Annotated in this window: 21 protein-coding genes; 8 read left to right on the top strand and 13 right to left on the bottom strand. The window is 60.5% G+C overall.

Annotated elements, in window-relative coordinates; all coding sequences use genetic code 11:
• Nucleotides 1-134 precede the first annotated feature (134 nt).
• The 3 genes from AC1DON_RS21390 (at nt 135) to AC1DON_RS21380 (ending at nt 4,837) form a co-directional block, all read left to right on the top strand.
• Nucleotides 135-1,565 (top strand): aldehyde dehydrogenase, encoded by a 1,431-nt coding sequence (locus AC1DON_RS21390; protein ID WP_476936868.1) that lies wholly within the window; start codon nt 135-137, stop codon nt 1,563-1,565.
• 134 nt (nt 1,566-1,699) lie between these two features.
• Nucleotides 1,700-2,554, top strand: coding sequence for a p-hydroxycinnamoyl CoA hydratase/lyase (locus AC1DON_RS21385; RefSeq protein ID WP_476936858.1), 855 nt, complete (start codon nt 1,700-1,702; stop codon nt 2,552-2,554).
• A gap of 165 nt (nt 2,555-2,719) precedes the next feature.
• A complete protein-coding gene (locus AC1DON_RS21380; protein WP_476936857.1) occupies nt 2,720-4,837 on the top strand; it encodes an acetate--CoA ligase family protein in 2,118 nt (705 codons plus the stop codon).
• Here AC1DON_RS21380 and pobA read toward each other — a convergent pair.
• Nucleotides 4,834-6,003 (bottom strand): 4-hydroxybenzoate 3-monooxygenase, encoded by a 1,170-nt coding sequence (pobA, locus tag AC1DON_RS21375; RefSeq protein ID WP_476936856.1) that lies wholly within the window; start codon nt 6,001-6,003, stop codon nt 4,834-4,836. The genes AC1DON_RS21380 and pobA overlap by 4 nt on opposite strands.
• 92 nt (nt 6,004-6,095) lie before the next feature.
• Here pobA and AC1DON_RS21370 point away from each other — a divergent pair, with 92 nt between their 5' ends.
• Nucleotides 6,096-6,971, top strand: coding sequence for a helix-turn-helix domain-containing protein (locus tag AC1DON_RS21370; protein WP_476936855.1), 876 nt, complete (start codon nt 6,096-6,098; stop codon nt 6,969-6,971).
• Here the strand turns inward: AC1DON_RS21370 and AC1DON_RS21365 are convergent.
• The 10 genes from AC1DON_RS21365 to AC1DON_RS21320 all read right to left on the bottom strand — a co-directional run bounded on the left by AC1DON_RS21365 (nt 6,968) and on the right by AC1DON_RS21320 (nt 16,007).
• Nucleotides 6,968-8,203, bottom strand: a complete 1,236-nt coding sequence (locus tag AC1DON_RS21365; protein ID WP_476936854.1) for an MFS transporter — start codon at nt 8,201-8,203, stop codon at nt 6,968-6,970. The two genes, AC1DON_RS21370 and AC1DON_RS21365, sit on opposite strands and share 4 nt — an antisense overlap.
• An 80-nt stretch (nt 8,204-8,283) precedes the next feature.
• Nucleotides 8,284-9,258, bottom strand: coding sequence for an aldo/keto reductase (locus AC1DON_RS21360; RefSeq protein WP_476936853.1), 975 nt, complete (start codon nt 9,256-9,258; stop codon nt 8,284-8,286).
• A gap of 2 nt (nt 9,259-9,260) precedes the next feature.
• Nucleotides 9,261-10,217, bottom strand: a complete 957-nt coding sequence (locus AC1DON_RS21355) for a Gfo/Idh/MocA family oxidoreductase (RefSeq protein ID WP_476936852.1) — start codon at nt 10,215-10,217, stop codon at nt 9,261-9,263.
• Nucleotides 10,218-10,220: 3 nt separating this feature from the next.
• The gene (locus tag AC1DON_RS21350; protein WP_476936851.1) at nt 10,221-11,063 is read right to left on the bottom strand and encodes a class III extradiol dioxygenase subunit beta; all 843 of its coding nucleotides are present in this window, start codon (nt 11,061-11,063) and stop codon (nt 10,221-10,223) included.
• A complete protein-coding gene (ligA, locus tag AC1DON_RS21345) occupies nt 11,063-11,467 on the bottom strand; it encodes a protocatechuate 4,5-dioxygenase subunit alpha (protein WP_476936850.1) in 405 nt (134 codons plus the stop codon). Before ligA ends, AC1DON_RS21350 begins: the two co-directional genes overlap by 1 nt.
• On the bottom strand, nt 11,464-12,360 hold the full coding sequence (locus AC1DON_RS21340; RefSeq protein WP_476936849.1) for an amidohydrolase family protein: 897 nt from the start codon (nt 12,358-12,360) through the stop codon (nt 11,464-11,466). Before AC1DON_RS21340 ends, ligA begins: the two co-directional genes overlap by 4 nt.
• Nucleotides 12,357-13,394, bottom strand: a complete 1,038-nt coding sequence (locus AC1DON_RS21335; RefSeq protein ID WP_476936848.1) for an amidohydrolase family protein — start codon at nt 13,392-13,394, stop codon at nt 12,357-12,359. Before AC1DON_RS21335 ends, AC1DON_RS21340 begins: the two co-directional genes overlap by 4 nt.
• The gene (locus AC1DON_RS21330) at nt 13,391-14,254 is read right to left on the bottom strand and encodes a DUF1932 domain-containing protein (protein WP_476936847.1); all 864 of its coding nucleotides are present in this window, start codon (nt 14,252-14,254) and stop codon (nt 13,391-13,393) included. Before AC1DON_RS21330 ends, AC1DON_RS21335 begins: the two co-directional genes overlap by 4 nt.
• A complete protein-coding gene (locus AC1DON_RS21325) occupies nt 14,251-15,321 on the bottom strand; it encodes a 4-oxalomesaconate tautomerase (protein ID WP_476936846.1) in 1,071 nt (356 codons plus the stop codon). Before AC1DON_RS21325 ends, AC1DON_RS21330 begins: the two co-directional genes overlap by 4 nt.
• On the bottom strand, nt 15,318-16,007 hold the full coding sequence (locus AC1DON_RS21320) for a 4-carboxy-4-hydroxy-2-oxoadipate aldolase/oxaloacetate decarboxylase (protein WP_476936845.1): 690 nt from the start codon (nt 16,005-16,007) through the stop codon (nt 15,318-15,320). Before AC1DON_RS21320 ends, AC1DON_RS21325 begins: the two co-directional genes overlap by 4 nt.
• A gap of 106 nt (nt 16,008-16,113) precedes the next feature.
• Between AC1DON_RS21320 and AC1DON_RS21315 the strand changes: the two genes are divergently transcribed.
• The 4 genes from AC1DON_RS21315 to AC1DON_RS21300 all read left to right on the top strand — a co-directional run bounded on the left by AC1DON_RS21315 (nt 16,114) and on the right by AC1DON_RS21300 (nt 20,992).
• A complete protein-coding gene (locus AC1DON_RS21315; protein ID WP_476936844.1) occupies nt 16,114-17,301 on the top strand; it encodes a LysR family transcriptional regulator in 1,188 nt (395 codons plus the stop codon).
• Nucleotides 17,302-17,392: 91 nt separating this feature from the next.
• Nucleotides 17,393-18,631: an AAA family ATPase gene (locus tag AC1DON_RS21310; RefSeq protein WP_476936843.1), complete on the top strand. Its 1,239-nt coding sequence runs from the start codon at nt 17,393-17,395 to the stop codon at nt 18,629-18,631.
• An 11-nt stretch (nt 18,632-18,642) separates the two neighbouring features.
• Entirely contained in the window at nt 18,643-19,722 is a 1,080-nt protein-coding gene (locus tag AC1DON_RS21305) for a ParB/RepB/Spo0J family partition protein (RefSeq protein WP_476936842.1), read from the top strand.
• Nucleotides 19,723-19,846: 124 nt separating this feature from the next.
• Nucleotides 19,847-20,992 carry a replication initiator protein A gene (locus tag AC1DON_RS21300; protein ID WP_476936841.1) on the top strand — a complete coding sequence of 382 codons (1,146 nt, stop codon included), beginning with the start codon at nt 19,847-19,849 and terminating at the stop codon, nt 20,990-20,992.
• An 870-nt stretch (nt 20,993-21,862) separates the two neighbouring features.
• Here AC1DON_RS21300 and AC1DON_RS21295 read toward each other — a convergent pair.
• Entirely contained in the window at nt 21,863-22,858 is a 996-nt protein-coding gene (locus AC1DON_RS21295) for a glycoside hydrolase family 43 protein (RefSeq protein ID WP_476936840.1), read from the bottom strand.
• A gap of 130 nt (nt 22,859-22,988) precedes the next feature.
• A complete protein-coding gene (locus AC1DON_RS21290) occupies nt 22,989-23,765 on the bottom strand; it encodes a FadR/GntR family transcriptional regulator (protein ID WP_476936839.1) in 777 nt (258 codons plus the stop codon).
• Between the last annotated feature and the right edge of the window lie 38 nt (nt 23,766-23,803).

Genomic DNA, 23,803 nt, shown 5'->3' with positions numbered 1-23,803 from the left:
TCGCGCATGCGACAAAATAAATAATGACCGATCATAATAGGTATGTTACATAACAATTAACGTGCCATTCAAGGGCGCGACAGGGAGCCATTGCCATGTTGGACACCGTTTCTTCCGCTGAACTTGACCTGATCATGGCTTCTAAAGCCGTCAAGGCCGAGGGCGGGCGCACCTTTAACCGCCTCAACCCCATTTCGGGTCAGGTTGCGACGACCGCGGCTGCTGCCTCGACGGCCGATGCCATCAAGGCGGTCGATGCTGCGGCTGCCGCCTTTCCTGCCTGGTCGGCCTTGGGGCCCAATGCACGCCGTGCCGTCCTGTTGAAAGTCGCCGATCAGCTTTCTGCCATGGCGCCCGAATTCATCGCCGCCATGAAGGCTGAAACAGGTTCAACCCAGGCCTGGGCCGGGTTCAACTGCATGCTGGCCGCCAATATGATGCGCGAAGCCGCGTCCCTGACCACCCTGGTCGCGGGCGAAACCATTCCGTCGGACAAGCCGGGCTGTGTCGCCCTGGCCGTTCGTCAGGCTGCCGGTGTCGTGCTCGGCATCGCGCCGTGGAACGCACCCGTTATCCTCGGTGTCCGCGCCATCGCCACGCCGCTCGCCTGCGGCAATACCGTTGTCCTCAAGGCTGCAGAAGCCTGCCCGCGCACCCACTGGCTGATCGCTGAAGCCTTCAGCCGCGCTGGCGCGCCGGAAGGCATCGTCTCCCTGGTCACCAATGCGCCCGAAGATGCCGCCGATGTCGTCGGCACGCTCATCGACCATCCGGCGGTCAAGCGAGTGAACTTCACGGGTTCGACCCACGTCGGCAAGATCATCGCAGCCCGCGCCGCAGCCCAGCTGAAACCTGCCTTGCTGGAACTGGGCGGCAAGGCGCCGCTGCTGGTCCTCAAGGACGCCGACCTCGACGAGGCCGTCAAGGCCGCTGCTTTCGGCGCCTTCATGAACCAGGGTCAGATCTGCATGTCGACCGAACGGATCATCGTGGTCGACGCCGTCTACGACGAGTTCGTCAAGCGCTTCGCCGCCAAGGCCGCTACCATGCCTGCGGGCGATCCGCTGGAAGGCAAGACGCCGCTGGGGGCCGTGGTCGATGTCAAGTCCGGCGACAAGGTCCGTGAACTCATGCGCGACGCCATTGCCAAGGGCGCCAAGCTGATCGCCGGCGGTGAAGGCGAAGGCGTTCTCATTCCCGCCTCGGTGCTGGATGGCGTGACGCCGGCCATGCGCATCTATGCAGAAGAAAGCTTTGGACCCGTCGTCTCCATCGTCCGCGCCAAGGACACGGACGACGCAGTCCGTATCGCCAATGACACGGAATATGGCCTGACGGCTGCCGTGTTCACGACCAATATCGCCGAAGCGCTGAATGTCGCCGCTCGCATCCAGTCGGGCATGTGCCACATCAACGGCGCCACGGTACACGACGAAGCCCAGATGCCGTTCGGCGGCGTCAAGGATTCTGGCTATGGCCGCTTTGGCGGCAAGGCCGGCATTAACGAATTCACCGATCTGCGCTGGATCACGATCGAGACTCAGCCTGGACATTTCCCCATTTGATGAAACATTGACAGAGCCGCTGCCTTTTCACGCCTGCTTATGGCGGTCGAAAGCATATTGCCTGAGATACGCAAATTGTGGCGGCCCTGATCTATCCGGTTCTCATAAATTCAATAGCTAATCCTGGTACCTGCATGAACGAATCCTCCCCCAAGATCGAACGCGCCGAAGAAGACACCGTTGCCTGTGAAGTGCGTGACGGTATCGCCTGGGTCAAATTCAACCGCCCCGAAAAACGCAACTGCATGTCGCCCAAGCTGAACCGCCAGATGATGCGGGTACTGGACGACCTGGAGTATCGCGATGATGTCGGCGTCCTGGTCCTGAGCGGGGAAGGCAGTGCCTGGTCGGCCGGCATGGATCTCAAGGAATATTTCCGCGAGAATGAGGCCAAGGGCATGGGCGCGACGCGTCAGGCGCAACGCGAGGCCTATGGCTGGTGGCGCCGTCTGCGCTGGTACCAGAAGCCGACCATCGCCATGATCAACGGCTGGTGCTTCGGCGGCGGCTACGGCCCCCTGTTCGCCTGCGACCTGGCCTTTGCCGCCGAAGAAGCCCAGTTCGGCCTGTCCGAAATCAACTGGGGCATTCTGCCGGGTGGCGGCGCGACCAAGGTCGCCGTCGAACTGCTGCCGTTCCGCAAGGCCATGTACCATGCCATGATGGGCGAAAACATCGACGGCAAGACCGCAGCCGACTGGGGACTGGTCAATGAAGCCATTCCGCTTACCGGGCTGGAAGCCCGCGTTACAGAGGTTGCAAAGGTCCTGCTCGCCAAAAATCCTGTGGCATTGAAGGCGACCAAGGATGCCGTACGCCGCGTCAGCCTGATGGCCTACGATGAGGCTGAGGATTATCTGGTCCGGATGCAGGAAGCGGCGAACAGCTACGACAATGAAGGCCGCAAGGAAGGCATCAAGCAGTTCATCGACGACAAGACCTATAAGCCAGGTCTGGGCGCCTACGACAAATCGAAGCAAAAAGCCTAAAGCTTAGCGGGTTGGCTGGAGGGCCATGGGTCCTCCGGCGTTTCTAGAGCGATATGGCGAAAAGTGTGAAGCGGTTTTCGCCTTAAATATCGCGACAAAACAAAAGATTAGATCGGAATGATGCTTCCGTCTAAAATCATTCCGATCTAGACATAACGGTAAACGATGACTGCCGACGCCCACACGATCACCTTCGTCAATCCGATCGAACGCCTGTTGCGCCCCCGCTCGGTGGCTATCATCGGCGCTTCGGATAAGCCGGGCGCGTTGGGCGCTTCGGTCCTCGCCAATCTGGAACGCAACGGATTTACCGGCGACATCTTCCTGGTGAACCCGAAGCGTGACGAGATTGGGGGACGCAAATGCTACCCCTCCGTCGCGGCATTGCCGGCGGGCATCGACGCCGCCGTCCTGGCTATTCCCCGCGCCGGCGTGCTGGATGCCGTTCGCGACCTGTCGGATCACAAATGCGGTGCGGCCGTCATCTTCTCCGCCGGATTTGCCGAAGGCGGACCTGAGGGCCTCGCTGAACAGCAGGAAATTGGCCGTCTGGCACGCGACTCGGGCATGGTCGTCGAAGGCCCTAACTGCCTGGGCATGGTCAACTACATTGATGCCGTACCTCTGACTTTTGTTGAAACCAATATCGCCAAGCTTGATGGCCGCCCCGGCATTGGCATCGTGTCGCAAAGCGGCGCCATGGCCTGCGTCCTCGGCACCACGATCGCCAGCCGCGACCTGGGCCTCAGCTTTTCGGTTTCGACCGGAAATGAGGCCGCATCAGGCGTCGAGGACTATGTCGAATACCTGATCAACGATCCGGCGACGCGCGTCATCACGATGATCGTCGAGCAGTTCCGCAAGCCGCAGCGTTTCCTGGCCGCCGCACGCCGCGCCCGCCAGGCCGGAAAACTGATCGTCCTGTTGCACCCCGGCAAGAGTGCCGCCGCACGCGAGTCCGCCGCCACGCACACGGGAGCCATGGCAGGGGACTACGCCGTCATGCGCGTCCATACGATGCGCGCCGGCGTCGTCTTCGCCGAGACCCTGGAAGAACTGGCCGATATCGCCGAAATCGCTATCCGCTGCCCTGCCCTGCCATCGGGCGGTACAGCTGTGTTCGGCGAATCGGGTGCGTTCAAGGCATTGACGCTTGACCTTTGTGAAGATCTGGATGTGGCCATGCCCGCGATCGCAGATGAAGACTCGCCCGCCCTGCGCGCCGCCCTTCCCCCATTTGTCGGGGTCAGCAATCCGCTTGACCTGACCGCTCAAGGCCTGGTGGAGCCCGACCTCTATTATCGCACCCTGGCCGCCCTGTTCGACGATGACCGCTTCGGCACGATCGTCATGGGCGTGATCCAGACCGATCCTGTCACGACCGGCATCAAGATTCCGCCGATCCTGCGCGCCGTCACCGAACTGAAGCCCTCCAAACCCGTCATCTATGCCGGGCTGGATGAAGGGGGCGACATTCCGGCCAACTTCATCGCTCAGCTTCGTGCCCAGGGCGTACCGTGCTTTCCGTCGACCGAACGCGCCTTCCGCGCCCTCAAGCGCCTAAACGCCTTGAGCGCGCGCGCCGTCACCACATCGGCGCCGGAGCCGCTGTCTGCCGCGCTGGCAGGCGTGCACGGCGTCGTGCCGGAATACCGTGCCAAGGATATCCTCAACCCCATCGGTATTCCCTTTCCATCCGGCCGCTTCGCCACGTCTTTAGAAGACGCCCAGGCGGCATGCGAAGCCATCGGCTGGCCTGTCGTCCTGAAAGCCCAGTCGGCTGATTTGAGCCACAAGAGCGATGCGGGCGGCGTGCTGCTCAACATCCGGGATGGTGGACAACTCGCCGAAGCCTGGTCCAAACTTTACGCCAATGTCGCTGCATACAATGCCGATCTGAAGCTGGACGGCGTCCTGATCGAAAAGATGGGCGAGCGCGGGCTTGAGTTGATCGTCGGCGCCAAGGTCGATCCGGAGTGGGGTCCTGTCATTCTCGCGGGTCTTGGCGGTGTGACGGCTGAACTGTTCCACGACGTCCGCCTGCTGCCACCCGACCTGACCGAAGCTGAAATCACCGCAGAGCTGCTGCAATTGAAAAGCGCGCCACTTCTGACAGGCTTTCGCGGCTCGCCGGCTTTGGACATTGGCGCTGTTGCGGCTTTGATCGCGCGTCTCGGCCGCCTGCTATTAAGCGAACCGACAATCCGTGAAATCGACCTGAACCCGGTTGTTGTCTACCCGCAAGGCGTTGTCGCCCTCGACGCCCTGATGCTGGTGGATTAAAGCGGCAGGCCGATGTAGTTCTCGGCGATCGCCGTCTGCGCTGCCTGGCTGCTGCGGATGTAGCTCAGATCCGCCTTTTGCATCTTGCGGTCAAAGACTGACATGGCCGGGAAGCGATGCGTAAGTTGCGTCATTGACCAGGAAAACCGCTCAGCCTTCCAGATACGATTCAAGGCGCGTCCGGTATAGCCCTGCAAACCCGCCTCGTCCCCGCGCTTGTAATGACCGATCAGTCCGTCCGCCAGATAGGCCACGTCCGAGGCTGCCAGGTTCAGGCCTTTGGCGCCAGTTGGCGGCACGATATGTGCCGCGTCTCCGGCCAGGAACAGCCGGCCATGCTGCATTTTTTCACAGACGAACGACCGCAGCGGCGCAATGCTCTTTTCAATCGACGGCCCGCGCGTGATCCGGCCGTTGTCACCCAACCGCACGGCCAGTTCGTCCCAGATCCGGTCGTCCGCCCAGTCCTCAATCTTCTCCGAGGCGTCGCACTGGATGTAATATCGGCTGCGCGTCGGCGACCTCTGGCTCGCCAGGGCAAAGCCTCTTTCATGGTTGGAATAGATCAGTTCATGGTCCATCGGCGGGACATCCGACAGAATACCCAACCAGCCGAACGGATAAACCTTTTCAATGCAGTGTGCCGCAGCGTCCGGCAGGGTCCTTCGGCTGACGCCATGAAACCCGTCACAGCCGGCGATAAAATCGCAGTCGATGCGATGGGTCTTACCGTCTTTCATGTAGCTCACCCATGGCGCGCCCTCGATGTCGTGCAGTTCGACATCAACGGCTTCGAACACCAGCGGTACACCGCGCTCGACACAGGCGTCCATCAGGTCGATGGTGATCTCGGTCTGGCCATAGACCATGACGTCGCGGCCGGCCAGGGCGTGCAGATCAATACGAAAGGCCTCGCCGTCGTCCATCAGGGCAAATCCCTCGTGCGGCAATCCCTGGCAGTCCATGCGGTCATTAACGCCAACCCGTCGCAGCAGATCGACTGTGCCGTATTCCAGAACACCCGCTCGGATTCTGGCTTCTGTATAGGCGCGGGTCTGCCGCTCAAGGATGACGCAGTCGATGCCCTCGACGTGCAGCAACTGCGACAGCATCAGGCCGGCGACGCCGCCACCGACAATAACCACCTGAGTGCGTTGGGTTTCCATCCGGACCTCCTCTTTTGCCCGCAGCATGCAGTTGATGAGGCTGGGAAACCATGCACTCAGATGCTATAAACTTGGACAAAACCGAGAAACCCATGTCTGCTATCCCGCGTTTCTATCTGTTCGGAGAGCCGCCCCGCGAGGTCGATGAGCACTTTCTCCACCTGGAGACCATCGCCGATCGCTCTGCGCCACTCCAGGGCCGGATTCGTCCCCATATGCACGGCGATTTGAACCATGTACTGATTGTCGTGCGCGGGCACGGCCGGGTGCTGGGCGAAGGCGATGGCCTGGCCTTCACGGCACCCCATATCGTACTGGTGCCCGCTGGCTCCGTGCACGGCTTTGACTTCAGCGAGGACATCTCCGGACACGTCCTGACGATCGCAAGCACTTATCTGGATGAGGTTTACCGTACGCGCCCGGAACTCGTACGTCCCCTTCCCTCGCCCAGAGCCGTTCCCATAGATGACCGCCGCACGCTTCGCGACATCCAGCGCTGGCTGGTCCGCCTCGATCGCGAACTGCGCTGGCAGGCCCCCGCTTATCGTATCGCCATCGAGGCCAACCTGCTGGGCCTGATGGCGGACCTCGAGCGTCTTCTTGACCGGCAGGGCGATCATGCGGCCACGCCGGCAGCCCCCCATCAACGCCTTTTGGCCCGGTTTCGCGATCAGGTCGAGCGCAACTTCCGCAGTGGATGGAACTTGGACGATTATCTTCAGGCTCTGCGTGTCACCGAGCCACAACTGCGCTACGCCTGCCACAAGGCCGGTGAAGACTCACCAATGCAGGTCTTGCTGCACCGGCGGCTGATCGAGGCCCGGCGGCTATTGCTGTACAGCGACCTGTCGATAGCCGATTGCTGCCATCAGACAGGCTTTGATGATCCGGCCTATTTTTCCCGCCTGTTTCGCCGCCATGTCGGACAGTCGCCGCGCGACTTCCGTCTGGCGCGCCGCATGACTTAATCCTCAAGTATCCTGGCGCTGAGGACCAGCAAGGTGACCGCGAAGCCAGCGACGATGATCAACGGAATCATCGCCATGGCAACGCCGCTGGGTCCGTGCAAAGGCCCAATCCCGGTTTTCAGGATATAACCGGCCATGAGCGGTCCGGTAATCGATCCGACGCGACCAAACGCAATCGCTGCGCCCGTCCCTAGCCCACGTGCAGGCTTGGGGTAATACATCGGTGAAATGCCGTTGAGCGAGTACTGCGCACCCAGCAGGAAAAAGCCCGTTACCCCGACACTGACCATGAGCGCCTCTGCCGCCCCGGTAAAAGCCATGCCGCACATGCCCGCCAGGAAACCGATATAGGCCACCGGCATCGCCCATTTGTAGCCGAAACGATCGATTACCGCGCCCAGAGTCAGGGTACCGGCAATGCTGACCAGATTGAAGACCAGGGACGCCATCTGCCCGACCTGGACCTCCATGCCCCGTTGGGTCATCAGGCTGGGGAGCCAGTTCAGGATCATATAGAGGACGCTCGATGTCAGGAAGAAGACCACCCACAGCAATAGGGTGCTGGTGGCACGGCCGCCGCCGAACAATGCTGACCAAAGTCCAACCTTTGGACTGCCGTCAGCCACACGCGCAGCTTTGGCGTTCGGCAGGAAGAAGATCAACAGGGTCAAGGCCACTGGTATGATGCCGCCGATGTAAAACAGCGACTGCCAGCCCATGTCTTTGAAATAGAGGCGCGCGAACAAGGCTGCAGACGCGCCTCCCAGCGGCATGCCGGCCATGATGGCGGTCACGGCCTTGACGCGATTTTTGGGCGACGCGTATTCTACCGCCAGACCAATGACGTTAGGCATGGCCGCGCCCAGTCCGAAGCCGGTCAAAGCCCGTGCCCACAGCAGCGTCGTGAAATCATAAACAAAGGCGGTCGACAGGTTGAAAGCGCCGAAGATCAGGACCGCCAGCAACAACACATTACGCCGCCCCCACTTGTCGCTGAGAAACCCGCCGGTCAATGCACCCAGAACCACGCCTGCCTGGGCCGCGGAGAATATTTCGCCGGACTGGACGGGATCTAGCTTCAACAACGGCATCAACACCGGTGCGGCAATGCCCAGCGCCTGGATGTCGAAGCCTTCCAGCAGCATGATCAACGCGCAGGTTATGATCAGGAATGTCATCCTGACGGCCGATATTTTCGGCGCAGGCGCCGTTGCGCCGATATTGGCGTCCATATCCTGTCCTCCCCAAGGCGTTTTTCGCCGTTATAATGGTTATAGATTATAATAGAAATTGCCACTGGCAACGGATTTCTTCAATCGAACTCCTCGGTATCGATTTCAGCCTGGACCGCCGCCGGATACCGGGCTCCGGCGATGGTCGTCCGGTTAATCAACGCATCAGCCCGTTCCAGAACAGTTGCCCGCACCGCGGGCCTCACCAGGTTTTCTTCAAGGTGTGCGATCGAGGTCGTGCCCGGAATGACATGAACGTGCTGTGCACGCGACAGCAGCCAAGCCACGGCCAGTTGCGCCGGCGTTATTTCCGCCGCGCCTGCCAGGGCTTCATAGGGCTCAAGAGCTGCCAGATTTGCCTCAAACTGCGGCGGCTGGAAACGCGGCATGGGTATACGGATGTCGCGCTCAGCGAAGTCCGCCGTCTTTACGCTGCCCGCCAGGAAACCGCGCGCCAGGGGTGAAAAGGCGACAAAGGCGGCGCCGATCTCCCGGCAAGCCTCAAGCACGGCAATCTCCGGGTTGCGCGTCCATAGCGAATATTCGGTCTGAACAGCAGCTATCGGATAGACCGCATGCGCCCGACGCACAGTCTGTGCAGACACTTCGCACAAGCCGATGGCGCCGATTTTCCCCGCCTCTAACAATCGAGCCAGCGCGCCAATCTGGTCTTCCAGCGGCACCGCCCTGTCCCAACGGTGCAGGTAGTAAAGGTCGATATGATCGGTGCGCAAACGGCGCAAGGCCGCCTCGCACGTCGCCATCAACGTTTCGGGCCGGCCATCTATGACCCTTTTGCCGTCCACACCGGTCATGCCGCATTTGCTGGCCAGAAATATCTGGCTGCGGATCGGAGACAGCGCCTCCCCGACCAGTTCCTCATTGCGGCCGAAGCCATAAAGGGCAGCGGTGTCGAAATGATCGACCCCCAGATCAAAGGCGCGATGGACCAGAGCGATGCCATCTTGCGGCGAAGGCGGCACGCCATAAGCGTGACTGAGGTTCATGCACCCCAGCCCGACAGGATTGACAGGACGGCCCGCGATCGTGCGCATCTTCAGGCCTGAAGCTGCTGTTCCAGATCGTGCAGCACCTTGTAGCACGGCAGCACCTGCGCAACGGAACTATTGGGTTCCCTGCCCTCACGGATGGCGGCGATGAATTCGCGGTCCTGAAGCTCAATGCCGTTCATCGAGACATCGACGCTGCTGACGTCAATCGGCTGCTCCTTGCCGTCGACCAGGTCATCATAGCGCGCAATGTAGGTGCCCGTGTCGCCGATATACCGGAAGAAGGTCCCCAGCGGCCCGTCGTTGTTGAACGACAGGCTGAGCGTGCAGATGGCGCCATTCGCCGCCTTCAACTGGATCGACATATCCATGGCGATGCCGAGCTCCGGATGATGCGGACCTTCCACCGCATTAGCCTTCACGATGGGCGATCCCGCCTGATAGGCGAACAGGTCGACCGTGTGGGCCGCGTGGTGCCACAACAGGTGATCGGTCCAGGAACGCGCCTGCCCCAGGGCGTTCATATTGGTGCGGCGGAAGAAATAGGTCTGGACGTCCATCTGCTGGAGGTTCAGCTCGCCCGCCCGGATGCGCTTGTGCACCCACTGGTGCGACGGGTTGAAGCGACGGGTGTGACCGACCATGCAGACCAGGCCGGTAGACTTCTGGGTGTCGAGCACGTCCTGCGCGTCCTGCCAGCTGTCAGCCAGAGGAATCTCCACCTGAACATGCTTGCCGGCCTTCATACAGGCAACAGCCTGGGCAGCGTGCATCTGGGTCGGCGTACACAGAATGACGGCATCGACTTCGGGGAGCGCCAGCGCGTCCTCGAGTTCGGTGAAGACGTGCGGAATGCCATACTTGACTGCAACCTCCTGCGTCGGCTCCAGACGCCGGCCGACCAGGGCCACGACTTCGACCTCAGGGTGATCCTTGGCGATCTTCTTCAGTCCATCCAGATGCTTGATACCGAAGGCGCCCGCGCCGGCCAGAGCGATTTTCATGGTCTACTTCCCGTTTTTCAGAATTATATGGCCGATGGCCGTGTTCGAGGCCGGCACATGGTAATGCCGGTGCAGTTCGGTCACTTGGTCGTCCAATGCGCCGCGCATGATAAGCCACATGACCAGTTCGATCCCTTCGGAACCGGCTTCGCGGATGTATTCCTCGGGCGGAATAGCCAACAGGCGCTCGACATTATCGACCATGTCGCCAAGGAAGGCCTTGTCCCACGGCTGGTTGATCAGCCCGGCGCGCGGCCCCTGCAACTGATGCGACATGCCGCCCGTGCCCCAGATCTGCACGTTGAGGTCTTCGTCAAAGGTCTCAATCGCGCGGCGGATGGCCTTGCCAAGATTGTAGCAACGACGGCCCGACGGCACCGGATACTGCACAACGTTGACGGCAAAGGGGATGACTTTGCACGGCCAGGCATCCGGCTGGCCGAACATCAGCGACAGCGGAACCGTCAGGCCATGATCGACCGGGATATTATTGACGACCGTCAGGTCGAAATCCTGCTGGATGACGCTGCTGGCGATATGCCAGGCCAGGTCGGCGTGACCTTCGACCGGCGGCACCGGGCGCGGGCCGAAACCTTCGTCGGCCACGGCATAGTCTTCGGCGACACCGATCGCAAAGGTCGGGATGAAGTCGAGGGAAAAGGCTGTGGCGTGGTCGTTATAAACCAGAAAAACGACGTCAGGCTTCTCCGACGCTTCCCATTTTTTGGAAAATTCGAAGCCGTCGAACAGGGGCTTCCAGTAGTCGCTCTGTGTTTGGCCCGTATCGATGGCGCGGCCGATGGCCGGCACGTGCGAGGTCGCGACGCCTGCGGTAATGCGGGCCATTACTTAGTCTCCCACTCGTGCTTGTAACGGTTGCCGTCGGGGCTACGACCGCCCGACAGCATCATTTTCAGGTAATCTTCCTCGCTGACCCCGGTCATGGTCGAGGCCGCGTATTGAAAGCTGAGGCCGTCGCTGGAGAAGATCTTGGCCAGGAAATAGATGTTCCCGCCGAGCGATAGCATTCGGTTGTAGTCGCGATCTATGACCGCCTGCTTCTGCTCCTCCGACATCTTCCATGCGTCGAGATAGGCGCGGTTATCGGCTTTGAAGCGCTCACGGTTCTCCGGCTTCATCAGCGACATGCAGAACTGGTTGAGGTGATAGCCCTTGCGCGACATACGCTCGTCAAAGACCGTCGTGCCCGGAACATCGTCATAGGGGCGCTGGACAGGCGGACGGCTCACAAGATTTCCTCCGGCCAGTAGAGGCGCATAGGGTTGGTAACCAAAAGCTTTTCCTGCAAGGCTTCGGTCGTTGCGATGCGCGGGATGAAATCGACGAGATGGCCATCGTCCGGCATGTGCGACTTCAGATTGGGATGTGGCCAGTCCGTGCCCCAGATGACCCGGCCGGGAAAGGCTTCGACGATCCGTTTGGCGAACGGCACAACATCGTCATAGGCCGGCTGGCCGGATTTGGTCAGTCGCTCGGGACAGGTCGTCTTGCACCAGAAATTATCGTATTCCAGCAGCTTCACAAACAGGTCGAAATCGGGTCCGAAGGCATCCTTCGACACGTCCGGACGCCCCATATGATCGACCACCACGGTCGTCGGCAAATCCGTGAAAAACTGGAAGTATTCCTTCAGGTCGTCGGCTTCGAAATAGATGACGATGTGCCAGCCCAGTTTGGCGATGCGCCCGGCGATCTCGGTCAGGCTGTCAAATGGCAAGGCATCGACCAGGCGCTTGACGAAGTTGAAGCGCACGCCCCGCACGCCGGCGACATGGAGCGCCTGCAGCTCTTCGTCGCTGACCGAGCGCTTGACCGTGGCGACGCCGCGCGCCTTACCACTGGAGCGTTGCAGCGCATCGACCAGGGCGCGATTGTCAGCGCCGTGGCAGGTCGCCTGCACAATCACATTGCGTTCGAAGCCCAGGAAATCGCGCAAGGCAAACAGCTGCGCCCACGAGGCGTCGCAAGGCGTATATTTGCGCTCAGGCGCGAAGGGGAACAGGTCGCCTGGCCCAAACACATGGCAATGGGCATCGACCGCCCCCTTGGGCAGCTGGAATTTCGGCTTCGATGGATTGGCGCACCAGTCCAGCCAGTCGGCATCCTTGGTAAAAGTACTCATAGCCCCCTCGCCTTCAGCGCCGTATCGAGACGCGGATAGACCCGGCGGGCATTGCCTTCGAACACCCGGTATTTGTCTTCCGGCGAGATGGTCAAAGCATCGACATAGCGTTTGGTGTCATCGAAGTAGAAGCCGGTTTCCGGATCTATGCCACGCACGGCGCCGACCATTTCGGAGCCAAACAGGATGTTCGCGACGTCGATCACCTGGAACAGAAGGTCGATCCCCGGCTGATGATAGACGCAGGTATCGAAATAGACGTTCTTCATCACATGATCGCGCAGCGCCGGCTTTTTCAGCATGTCAGCCAAGCCGCGATAGCGCCCCCAGTGATAGGGCACCGCGCCGCCGCCATGCGGGATAATCAGCCGCAGGTCCGGGAAATCGCGGAACAGGTCGCCTTCGATGAACTGCATGAAGGCCGTGGTGTCGGCATTGATGTAATAGGCGCCGGTGGCGTGGAAGGCGGGATTGCACGATCCCGACACGTGAACCATGGCCGGCACGTCCAGCTCGACCATCTTCTCGAAGAAGGGATACCAGTATTTGTCGTAGAGTGGCGGCGCGCTGAAATGTCCCCCCGACGGATCGGGGTTCAGGTTGCAGCCGACAAAGCCCATATCGACGCAGCGTTCCAGTTCGGCGATCGAACCCTGCAGGGACGCGCCTGGCGACTGCGGCAACTGACAGACGCCGATGAAAGTCTCGGGATAGAGGTCGATGACCCGCCTGATCAGGTTGTTGCATTCGACCGTCCAGCGCTGTGACACACTTTCGTCGCCGACATGGTGGGCCATGACCGAGGCGCGCGGGCTGAAGATGGTCATGTCGGCGCCGCGTTCTTTCAGCAGCTTCAACTGGTTTTGTTCGATGCTTTCGCGGATCTCGTCGTCACCAATGACCACGCCCGGAGGTTGCGGCTTCAAGGGATCGCGGAAATGCGCCAGTTGCGCGTCGCGAAAGGCGGTCAGCGGTGCCGGCGCCGTCGTGTAGTGGCCGTGGCAATCGATGATCAAGGGCTTGTCCAGGCTCATTCGGCGCCATCCTTCCGGTTTCGTTGCTGCCGGATGCTGTCCAGCATGGCTTTGAGGTCTGTTTGTTCCAAAGCTTCGGAATAGTCCGGTGCCCAGGCCTGACGCGCGACGGTCGCCTCAGCCATCCATGGCGTAACGCCCGCACCGGCAACGGTTACTGCCGCTTCCTGCATCTCCTCGGCACGGCGGGCGCCGTGCTCAAGCGTGCGCGAGATCATATAGCGAGCGTATCCCGGCCAGTCAGCATGCGGAAACAGATTATTCAGGCTTTCCAGAACTGTGTCCTCCACGCCGTAGTGGCGCGCCGACAGCAGCGACTCTGAAATCAGCGCTTCAAGCCCCTTGATCATGACGCTGCGGCATAGCTTGGTGGCCGACGCCTTGCCCGGAACGTCCGAATAAAACTGCGCACCGCCAAAGCCCAGCCCTTGCGCGACCGGCGCGAAATCCTGCGCCCACGCACCGCCCAGCAACATGGGAGACGCCAAGCGCTTAGGCTCGATCGGCGACATGACGGCGGCCTCAATGTAGCGGCCGCCAGCGGACGCAATAAGCTCGCCCGCCGCGATCTTGGCCTCCGGAGACGCTGAATTGAGATCCATATACCACGCGCCAGCCTTCAGTCCCGGCAGCACCGACCGGGCGGCGGCAACGGTTTGCGCCGCCGTCACCGCACTGATCACCAGATCAGCCTCACAGACGGCGACGGCAGCGCTGCCGCAGACGGTGGCGCGTCCCGGCAGGTCCAGTTTTGTATTGCTGATATCGAATGCCGTGACAACGAGATCAGACGGCAGGTCGGATGCGATGACGCGGCCGACTTCACCGAAGCCGATCAGTGCAACAGTGCGTATCGTCATAACGCCCCCTGCGGCCAGACAGACGCTGGAACCAGGACTTCGCCGCGCATCAGCATCCGGGCCGTGCGCAGCAGCGCCGAGCGCGTGACCTTCAATGTCTCTCCCCTGCCCTCGATCTCCATTTCGACGCTGAAAAAGCCGGTCGGATGCTCGATCTCGAAGGTCTTCGCGCCAGTGATACCGTCTTTCAGCGCCAGGGCAGTGGCAACGCTGACCGCGCCCAGAACGCCGATGGCCTCATGAACACGATGCGGGATAAAGGTACGGGTCGATATATCCCCGCCATTTCGAGCGGGCGAGATCAGGGTCATCTTCGGCACCGACGCCTTTTCGACATCGCCGAGATTCATCATCGGTCCGGCCTTCAGGCGGATCGCTTCGACACGCGCCCGCACCTCCGGCATGGCTTCAATCTCTTCGGGGGTTTCGGCGCCTGTCAGACCAAAGTCGGCCGCCGAGATCACAACGACCGGCATGCCGTTGTCGATCAGAGTGACCTGGACGCCATCAATCTCATCGACGGCGTTACCGGTCGGCAGCAGCGCGCCGCAGCTTGATCCCGCCACATCAAGAAAATCGAGCATGATCGGCGCATGGCTGCCGGGGACGCCGTCGATTTGAGCAGCGCCTTCGTAATTGACTCGTCCGCCGGGCGTCTCAACCGTCGCCACGGCGATCGAAGCCGTATTGATCATATGGATCCGGACCTGGGTCGTATCGCCCGCAGGCGCCACCAGCCCACGCTCGATGGCGAACGGACCGATGCCGGCCAGGATGTTTCCGCAATTTTGCTGGTCGGTGACGATGGCCTTGTCCGGAAAGATCTGCAGGAACAGGTAGTCGATATCGGCATCGGGGCGGTCGGACTTTGATACCACGGCCACTTTCGACGTCAGGGGATGCGCGCCGCCTACGCCGTCGATCTGGCGCGGATCGGGCGAACCCAGCGCCGCCAGCAGCACCTTGTCGCGCAAGGCGATATCCGCCGGCAGATCGTCCTTCAGGACATACAGCCCCTTGGACGTGCCACCGCGCATCAAACATGCCGGGATGGCGCGCTGGCTCATTTGCCGTAATCCGCCTGCGAGACGTAAGTTAAGCCCAGGTCCTTGAGCTTCTGACGCATGTCGTAAATATCCAGCCCCAGTTCGCCTTTTTCAAAGCGTACCCGGCGGGCCTCCTCGGACGCGGCCCGCGCATCCGCCTTGGCGGCGATGTCGGCGGCTTTTTCCAGAGGCACGACGCAGACCCCATCACGGTCGGCAACGACGACGTCACCGGCGCGGACCAGGGCATCGGCGCAGACCACAGGTGTATTCACATTGCCAAGCGTGGCGCGGACGCAGCCGCGCGCATAGACAGCCTTCGACCAGACGGGAAAGCCAATCTCTTCAAGCGTTGCCGTATCGCGCACGCCCGCATTGATGATCAGGCCCTTGACGCCGCGCGCCTTGAGCGACGTCGCCAGCAGGTCGCCAAAATAACCGTCTTCGCAAGGCGAGGTCGGCGTGACCACCAGGACATCGCCCGGCTGGCACTGCTCGACAGCGACGTGAATCATCCAGTTGTCACCCGGCGCCAGTTCGACCGTTACGGCCGGTCCGGCAATGGCCGCCGGATAGATCGGACGCATGGCTGCGTTCATCAGTCCGGTCCGCCCTTGCGCCTCATGCACCGTCGCGACGCCATGGCGCTCAAGGATAGCACAGGCGGCAGGATCGGGGCGGCGGATATCGGTAACGACAACAGGCATGAGGCTGGCTCCTTTTCGTATCGTTTATGAGCCGGTCATTGAAACAGGGGTTAGATCGAATTACGCGCCATGCTATAGGTTTTGGTTATAGTTACCCGGAGCCCTCATGTTTCGCCACCGTCGCCTATTGGCCTTTGAAGCCGTTTGTCGCTACGGCAGCGCGCTCAAAGCCGCCGACTATGTCCATATGGCACAGCCTTCGATCACGGCGGCCATCACAGCGCTGGAGGGCGACCTCGGCGCTCCCCTATGCGCCCGAACGTCCAAAGGCATGACGCCCACGGCGGAAGGCGCCGTCTTTTTAAACCGTGTTGAACGGGCGCTGGGGCACCTGAAAGACGCCGAAAACCTGATCGCGTCCCGTCGCCACGACCGCGTTCGTGTACCCGTTGCACGCCTGATCACAAGTGTCCAGATACGGGCTCTGTCCGCCGTTATCCAGGCGTCATCCTTTTCAGAAGCCGCGCGCCGGCTGGATCTGTCCCAGCCCAGCGTTCACCGATCCGTGCGCGAACTCGAAACCTTGTGCGGTATAGCCCTGGTGCAGAACCAGCCGACGCCTGAAGCGCGCGAACTGGCCCGGCACTTCGCGCTTTATCAAGCCGAACTGGTGATGGGCCGGGACGAAGTTCGCGAAGTCCAGGGCCAGGTGGCGGGCACGGTCACGATCGGCGCCTTGCCACTGGCGCGGTCGGGCTGGCTCCCGGATGCGGTGGCCGCCACGCTCGCCAGCTATCCTGACGCACAGATCCGCGTCGTCGACGGCCCCTATGACGTCCAGTTGCATGGCCTGCTGCATGGCGAGATCGACTTCATTCTCGGCGCGCTACGCGACCCTGCGCCATCGAAGCTGGTCGCGCAGAAACACTTGTTCGACGACCCCCTGACGATCGTGGTCCGGGCGGATCATCCACTTGCGCCTGGCTTCGACAGCGACCGTGACAAGCTTACACAGCAGCAATTGGACAGCCTGGCATGGATCCTGCCGCGGCTCGGAACGCCGGGACGGAATGTCTTCGAGCAATTCATGGCCTACAAAGGACTGAAACCGCCACAGCGCGTCATTGAATGCGCCTCGCTTGTCACAGCGCGCGCACTGCTCCTGCGGACGGATATGGCCGCGCTATTGTCAGCCCGTCAGGTGGATTACGAGATACAGCAAGGATTGCTTAAAATCATGGGCCCGCCCCTCACCGGCTCGACGCGGTCAATAGGGATTACAACCCGTGCCGGGTTCCGTCCGACCTTGCTGCACCGCGTGATGCTGGGCCACCTTGATAATCTCCACAGCTAACGCTTAACCCTCGGTTAACCATATTTGCGCATTGAATGAAAACATGCCACGCTTCGGCAATAAAGCTTCAAATGTTTCGCTCGGTAGCCAAATGAATGCAAACCTCATTCCCGGAATGAATTCCGCCAACCATCTGGCCGAAGCCGAACGGATTGGCCAGTTGGCTGTCTCCGGCGAGCAAATGGTTGAAAGACTTCGGAAAACCGCTTTTCTGCCCGGCGCCGTCAAGTCTCTGAATGTCCGGTTGGGCATTGCCGAAGCGGCCGAACTCCTTGGCTGTTCGACGAATCGCATCCGTATGGCGGAGCAGGACGGCAGGTTGCCGCCCCCACCCGAAAGCGAATCGGGCCGCCGTCTTGGCTATGACATGCCGACCCTGCTGAATATGCGCAAAGTGCTTGGCGCCTCCCCCGCCCGCGCACCCGAAGACCCGCCGGCCATCATTACCGTTCAGAACTTCAAAGGCGGCGTCGGCAAATCGACAGTAACGACGCACCTCGCCCACTATCTGGCCGTCAAAGGCTATCGCGTTCTCGTCGTCGATTGCGATAGCCAGGCGACCACCACGACCCTGTTCGGCTTCAATCCGCACTTCGCGATCCGCCGCGAAGAGACGCTCTATCCCTATCTGTCGATCGAGCCGACACAGGACGACCTGCGCTACGCCGTGAAATCGACCATCTGGCCAAACGTCGACATCATTCCGTCGAACCTTCAGATGTTCGATGTCGAATATGAACTGGCGGCGGCCGGCAGTGGTAGCGGTGGCGGGACCCTGGCGTCGCGTTTCCGCAAGCTGAAACAGGGTTTGAACGATCTCGCTCAGGATTATGACGTTGTCCTGCTCGACCCTCCCCCCGCGCTTGGCACCATCTCGCTGGCGGTCATGCAGGCAGCCAATGCCCTGCTTGTGCCATTGGCCGCAACGACACCCGACTTCTGCTCGACCGTGCAGTTCCTGTCGATGATGAGCCAGGTGATCGGCCAGCTCCAGGATGCCGGCATCCAGGTTGAATACGGCTTCTGCCGCCTGATCTGCTCCAAGTTCAACTCAAACGACCCCAGCCACGCCATGGTCCAGCGCATCATGGAGCAGGCCTTCGGGCCGGCGCTCCTGCCCGTCCCGATCCTCGAATCGGCGGAGATCAGTCACGCCGCCCTGCGTATGATGACAGTCTACGAACTGGAAAAACCGATCGGCACGCCCAAGACCCACAAGCGCTGCCGCTCGAACATCGACGAAGCCATGGGCCAGATCGAACAACTCATTCGCTATCGTTGGGGACGCGCTGAAGCCGATCAGTCGGCGGCGCTGGAATTCGCGGTTTAAGGAACGCCTCCATGTCGAAACGCCAGGCCGATTACCTGTCTTCCCTGTTGGGAACGGATACAGCAGCCCCCTCCCCCGCGCCTTTTCCCGCCCCGGAGATTTCACAGCAAAACGCACCCCAAAACGCACTCAAGGCCGGTATGACCCTGCTGGCGCGCGAGTCTGCCCTAGCGCGCGTGGCGACCGGCGAGGTGAAACAGATCACGCAACTGCTGCTGGATCCCGCCCGCGTGCGCATCTGGGATGGCAATGCCCGTCACCAGGCATCGCTCACCGAGGAAAGATGCCGTGACCTGATAGATTCGATCCTGGCTGAAGGCGGTCAAAAGGTGCCCGCTATCGTCCGCCGGGTCGCCAATGATCCAGCATATGATTACGAGGTGATTGCCGGCTCGCGACGTCACTGGGCCATTTCCTGGCTCCGCGCCAACAGCTATCCCGATATGATGTTCCTGGCGCAGGTTCATACGCTGGACGACGAAGCGGCGTTTCGGATCTCGGACATCGAGAACCGGGCACGCAAGGATGTATCAGACTTCGAACGCGCACGGACCTATCTGCAGGCGCTGGACCTGCATTATGGCGGCAAGCAGGTCCGCATGGCCGAGCGCCTGCGCCTGTCGAAAGGCTGGCTGTCGAAGATGCTGACCGTTGGCACCCTGCCCGACTGGATCGTCGCTGCCTTTGCCACGCCTGCCGATATTCAGCTGGCGACCTGTTATCCGCTGGCCCAGAAACTTCAAGTGTTGGAGCACGGCAAGGACGAAGTGCGTCTGACGCGTATCCGGCATGCGGCGTTGGACATTGCTCGCATTCAAGATGATTTGAGGGCTGTGGGGCAATCCCCGCTGCTTCCTGCCGAGATACTGAAACGGCTCATAGCGGCCGATACTGACCAGGAAGCGTCAGGCGAACTGCTTACATTCGCGGCCGCATCGGGGCGCACGGCGCTGAGTGTCCTGTCATTCAATCGTAACGGTGTGTCGATCCGGCTGCATGCAGGATCGGGGGCGTCCGAAACCGAATTGACCGGCCTGTTCCAAGCGGCGTTGCGCGAACTTGAGAAGCAGGGACGCGGCGTTCGCGCTTAAAAGTTTCTTCCAGGAAACTTTTGACGCTGCGCTCTGCCGAACGGTACCTGACACGTGTCCGAGCCGAGAATCGGCTTATAAACGTTTCCTCGAGGAAACTTTTCCTCCCGGTGTAAGGATCAATATGACCGCGGTCGAAAAATCGGAGCAAATCGACCTGTTTTTGCCTTATCTCGCCGACCTAAGTCTGCGAGATCAACGCGAGGTCATGGAGCGTCCGTTTTTCAGCCTGGCCAAGTCGAAGCGCCTGAAGCCGATCGACTACACCTCTCCGGATGGCAAGACCTGGGTCCACGTCTCGGCCAACCCCGACTACGGCATGGCGACCATCTGGGACGCCGACATCCTGATCTATTGCGCCAGCGTGCTGAACGACATGAAGCAACGCAAGCTTAACGATATCCCGCGCACGCTCAGGATCATGCCTTACGACCTGCTGCGGTCCATAGGGCGGCCGATCTCGGGCCGATCCTACGAGCTGCTGGGCCAGGCGCTCGATCGTCTCCAGTCGACGACCGTCAAAACGAACATCCGTGCCGAACAAAGGCGCGAGGCGACCTTCTCATGGCTCGACAACTGGAGCCAGCTCATTGACGAAAAGACAGAGCGGTCGCGGGGCTTAAGCATCTCGCTGTCCAGCTGGTTCTATGACGGCGTGCTGATGGCCGGCGGCGTCCTGTCCATAGACCGCGCCTATTTCGACATCACCGGCGGCCGCGAGCGCTGGCTGTACAAGGTCGCTCGCAAGCATGCCGGCGGGGCAGGGGAGGGGGGCTTCGCCATTGCCCTGCCGACCCTGTTCGACAAGTCCGGCGCCGAGGGCCAGTACCGCCGTTTCAAATTCGAAATCGCCGCCATCGTCAAGCGCAACGACCTGCCCGGCATYGAACTCAAACTCACCGAAGCCGCCACGTCGCGTGAGCCGCTTCTGCTGATGACCCGGCGCCCGGCGGCGAACGAGATGCCTGTGCAGGTCTCCACGCCCCCCAAGGTTACGGCGGCGCCAAGCCGGGCCGCAAAGCCCCAGGCTGCAAAAACACCGCCTGCGCCGGAACCGCGCGAACCGCAAAACCATATCACGGAAGAAACCCTCGATTATCTGCGCAAGACATACAGGGGCTGGGACTTCTATGCCCTGCACAATGAGTTCCGGGCGTGGCTGAAAGAAGACTCCGGCCGGGCGCCCGAGCGTTACCAAAGCGCCTTTATCGGCTTCGTAAAGCGTTATCATGAGAAGAACCGTTTCCAGCTAAACAGCTATCGCGGTTGAAAGAGCGTTCCTGAAGGAACGATATCCTGTGTCCGCCCGTTCCTGAAATGACGAGTAATGTGAGGTTGAGGCGGACAAGGCATCGGCCTCCGAATCATTTTGAACGTGTTTCGACGAATCACACCGAAAAGAGATTCAAAAACGAACGCCTTACCCCAAGGCTTCGACACATCAGGAACGCCTTGCGGCACATCGGGAACATTTACACGGCACATCAGGAACGCCGCGTTGATCTTTCGGGAACGGATACTCGGCACATCGGGAACGGACCAGGGCTTGAAAACCTTATGCTGCAAGGCAGTGACCGCCCTGTTGCGGCGCTTAACTTATCTAACTTATCTTTTAACGTCTCTAACCAGGTCTGGATGATTGGATAGATGTGAGGGTTTAGGGCTGGTGAGCCGACGCGCCATAAAAACAGTCATCAGGACTGTGTAAATTCCGACGACGGAGAGATTCTGTAGCGCGTGGCACGCCAGCAGGCCGCAGGAGGCTCCAGAGCGGTAATACCGATTTACACAGGGGAGGAGCCAAACAATGAAATCAGGCGCCCATCGGCCTCTCAAGGTCACCCTGACAGCATTTGCCAGATGCTATCTTTCAGATCGAGGCGGATACGGAAAACAGACGATGCAGTGGGTGTTCCCACGTCATTAACCTTTTCTCAACTCTGAAAACAGCGCACGACCAAGCCATTGACTCTGCAGGGATTCATTGCTGGGGATAGTTCGGATGAGCTATTGCCTTGTTTCGACTCAGCTTTTTCTGACGACCGCAGGTGTGTGAAACCCCGATCAATGCCCGGCCAAAGGTCGCGAGATTGATCTTGCGGCTCAACCGCGACACTGGACTTTCAGACTGGTGAGGCCGTCAGCGGGCAGGGGGCGGCGCTGAGACACCCGCTTCGGTTTGTAAGACCGGTTTCAGGGTCCCGTCAGCATTATATTCCAGGTACTCTACCGTTACGGCACGGCGGCCAAGGGCGCCGGCTTCAGCGCCAACCGACAGCGCGGCATTGTGCAGGAAAATGTACCACTGGTCTTTGAACTCGGCGATACCGGGATGGATCGTAAAGCTGTTCTTTCCTGACGCACTCAACTCGCCACGATAGGTCCAGGGCCCATCCAGTGACGTCGCCGTCGCGTACGAGATATGCTCGTCCGTCTGGGTCTTCCTGTCCAGCGAAGCGTAGGTCAGATAGTAGAGCTTGCCGCGCTTATGCAGCCAGGGGCCTTCCTCGAAGTGCGCAGGTGTAATCTTGAGGATCGGACCGTCGAGCTCGATCATATTGGCCTTGAGCTTTGCGATATAGCAATCGCGGTTGCCCCACGCGATCCACGTCGTGCCATCATCGTCCGTGAACACGGTCGGGTCGATATCCTCCCAACTGTGCGTGCCTTCGGGGGTCATCTGGTTGGTGATCAGGGCTGAGCCTTTTGCGTCGACAAACGGCCCGATCGGGCTATCCGCGACGGCTACCGCAATGGCCTTGCCTGGATGCGTGTTGTCGTGTTCGACGGCTGCGTAGAAGTAGAACTTGCCGTTCTTCTCGATCGTCTGAGATGCCCAGGCGTCCTGCTTGGCCCACTTGAAATCCTTCACGTTCATGATGGGCGTATGTGGCGTCCAGGTCTTCATGTCCTTTGTCGAAAAGACCAGCCATTCACGCATGTTGAACATTTCCTGGCCTGTTGCCTGGTCATGCCCGGTATAAAGGTAAAGCGTATCCCCAACGACGAGGGGCGCAGGATCGGCGGTAAAGCGGTCACGGATAATCGGATTGGAACCGGGAGCCGTTCCTTGTGCATAAAGCGGCGCGGTAGCGGTCATCCATAGGGCAATGCCTGCGATAAGGTATTTCGACATTATGACTATCTCCCTGTAACAGAGCTTGCCGCCCTTTTGTTACCGCTATCATAAAACGATAGCCTGTCAAATCTGTTGTCAGATTTTTAACGGTGCGCTGATCGCCAGGGCTGATGCGGGCAAGGTTGATTCAACTTGCCGAAGTACGCCTTGCGACAATGTCCTTCGAGGCCTGGCGTATCAGGGATTCCATACACCAGCGCGCCTCGGCGGCGTCGCCGTGTTCGATGGCGTCGTAGACCGCCCGGTGCGCGGCGACTGGATCGTCGCCCAGGACATCGTGCTCGATCTTGTAGCGCGTCGACAATGCCACCGAGACGCCGATCGATACGTTCAGTGATGCCAGTTGATCATTATCAGCCGCCGCCAGCAGCGCAGCGTGAAAATCCCGGTCAGCCTGCTGCCCGGTTTCCGTGTATAACGTGTCACGGTCCATGATCTCAAGCGCCTGAAACATCTGCGCCAGGTGGGTAACGTTGCGCCGCATGGCCGCTAGCGCCGCCGCGGCCGGCTCGATGATCAACCGCAGTTCAAACAGGTTGCGCACCAGCCGGTCGTCGGGCTCTTTGGCGAACATCCAGCCGATGACATCGGGATCTAGCAGGTTCCACGCTGTCTTTTCGGTAACGCAAGTGCCGCGCTTAGGCCGTGGTTCGATCAGCCCCTTGGCCGTCAGTATCCGCATGGCTTCGCGGACAGCGGTCCGCGATATGCCGAGCGAGATCGACATGTCCAGTTCCGTAGGCAGGACGTCTCCCGGCAGTCTGTGTCCGGATATGATTTCCTCGGCCAGCTTTTGGGCAAGCAGATCGTGCAGGCGTGAAGAATTCCGGCCGGTCGGGGCTTGTCCGTCAATTGCGTTGCTGTCCCAGGTGACGACCTGTCGCCGCTTTGGTGCCTTGCTCATGAACGCCCGCGAAAATTCAAACCGGATCTCCTTAAGGG

The organism is Asticcacaulis sp. P4_H10 (genome assembly GCF_056400965.1).
This window is presented reverse-complemented; position numbering and strand designations above follow the sequence as displayed.

Coding starts and splice junctions, on each gene's coding strand:
- AC1DON_RS21390 (WP_476936868.1), top strand. CDS start 135: ATGGCTTCTAAAGCCGTCAAGGCCGAGGGCGGGCGCACCTTTAACCGC.
- AC1DON_RS21385 (WP_476936858.1), top strand. CDS start 1,700: ATGAACGAATCCTCCCCCAAGATCGAACGCGCCGAAGAAGACACCGTT.
- AC1DON_RS21380 (WP_476936857.1), top strand. CDS start 2,720: ATGACTGCCGACGCCCACACGATCACCTTCGTCAATCCGATCGAACGC.
- pobA (WP_476936856.1), bottom strand. CDS start 6,003: ATGGAAACCCAACGCACTCAGGTGGTTATTGTCGGTGGCGGCGTCGCC.
- AC1DON_RS21370 (WP_476936855.1), top strand. CDS start 6,096: ATGTCTGCTATCCCGCGTTTCTATCTGTTCGGAGAGCCGCCCCGCGAG.
- AC1DON_RS21365 (WP_476936854.1), bottom strand. CDS start 8,203: ATGGACGCCAATATCGGCGCAACGGCGCCTGCGCCGAAAATATCGGCC.
- AC1DON_RS21360 (WP_476936853.1), bottom strand. CDS start 9,258: ATGCGCACGATCGCGGGCCGTCCTGTCAATCCTGTCGGGCTGGGGTGC.
- AC1DON_RS21355 (WP_476936852.1), bottom strand. CDS start 10,217: ATGAAAATCGCTCTGGCCGGCGCGGGCGCCTTCGGTATCAAGCATCTG.
- AC1DON_RS21350 (WP_476936851.1), bottom strand. CDS start 11,063: ATGGCCCGCATTACCGCAGGCGTCGCGACCTCGCACGTGCCGGCCATC.
- AC1DON_RS21340 (WP_476936849.1), bottom strand. CDS start 12,360: ATGAGTACTTTTACCAAGGATGCCGACTGGCTGGACTGGTGCGCCAAT.
- AC1DON_RS21335 (WP_476936848.1), bottom strand. CDS start 13,394: ATGAGCCTGGACAAGCCCTTGATCATCGATTGCCACGGCCACTACACG.
- AC1DON_RS21330 (WP_476936847.1), bottom strand. CDS start 14,254: ATGACGATACGCACTGTTGCACTGATCGGCTTCGGTGAAGTCGGCCGC.
- AC1DON_RS21325 (WP_476936846.1), bottom strand. CDS start 15,321: ATGAGCCAGCGCGCCATCCCGGCATGTTTGATGCGCGGTGGCACGTCC.
- AC1DON_RS21320 (WP_476936845.1), bottom strand. CDS start 16,007: ATGCCTGTTGTCGTTACCGATATCCGCCGCCCCGATCCTGCCGCCTGT.
- AC1DON_RS21315 (WP_476936844.1), top strand. CDS start 16,114: ATGTTTCGCCACCGTCGCCTATTGGCCTTTGAAGCCGTTTGTCGCTAC.
- AC1DON_RS21310 (WP_476936843.1), top strand. CDS start 17,393: ATGAATGCAAACCTCATTCCCGGAATGAATTCCGCCAACCATCTGGCC.
- AC1DON_RS21305 (WP_476936842.1), top strand. CDS start 18,643: ATGTCGAAACGCCAGGCCGATTACCTGTCTTCCCTGTTGGGAACGGAT.
- AC1DON_RS21295 (WP_476936840.1), bottom strand. CDS start 22,858: ATGTCGAAATACCTTATCGCAGGCATTGCCCTATGGATGACCGCTACC.
- AC1DON_RS21290 (WP_476936839.1), bottom strand. CDS start 23,765: ATGAGCAAGGCACCAAAGCGGCGACAGGTCGTCACCTGGGACAGCAAC.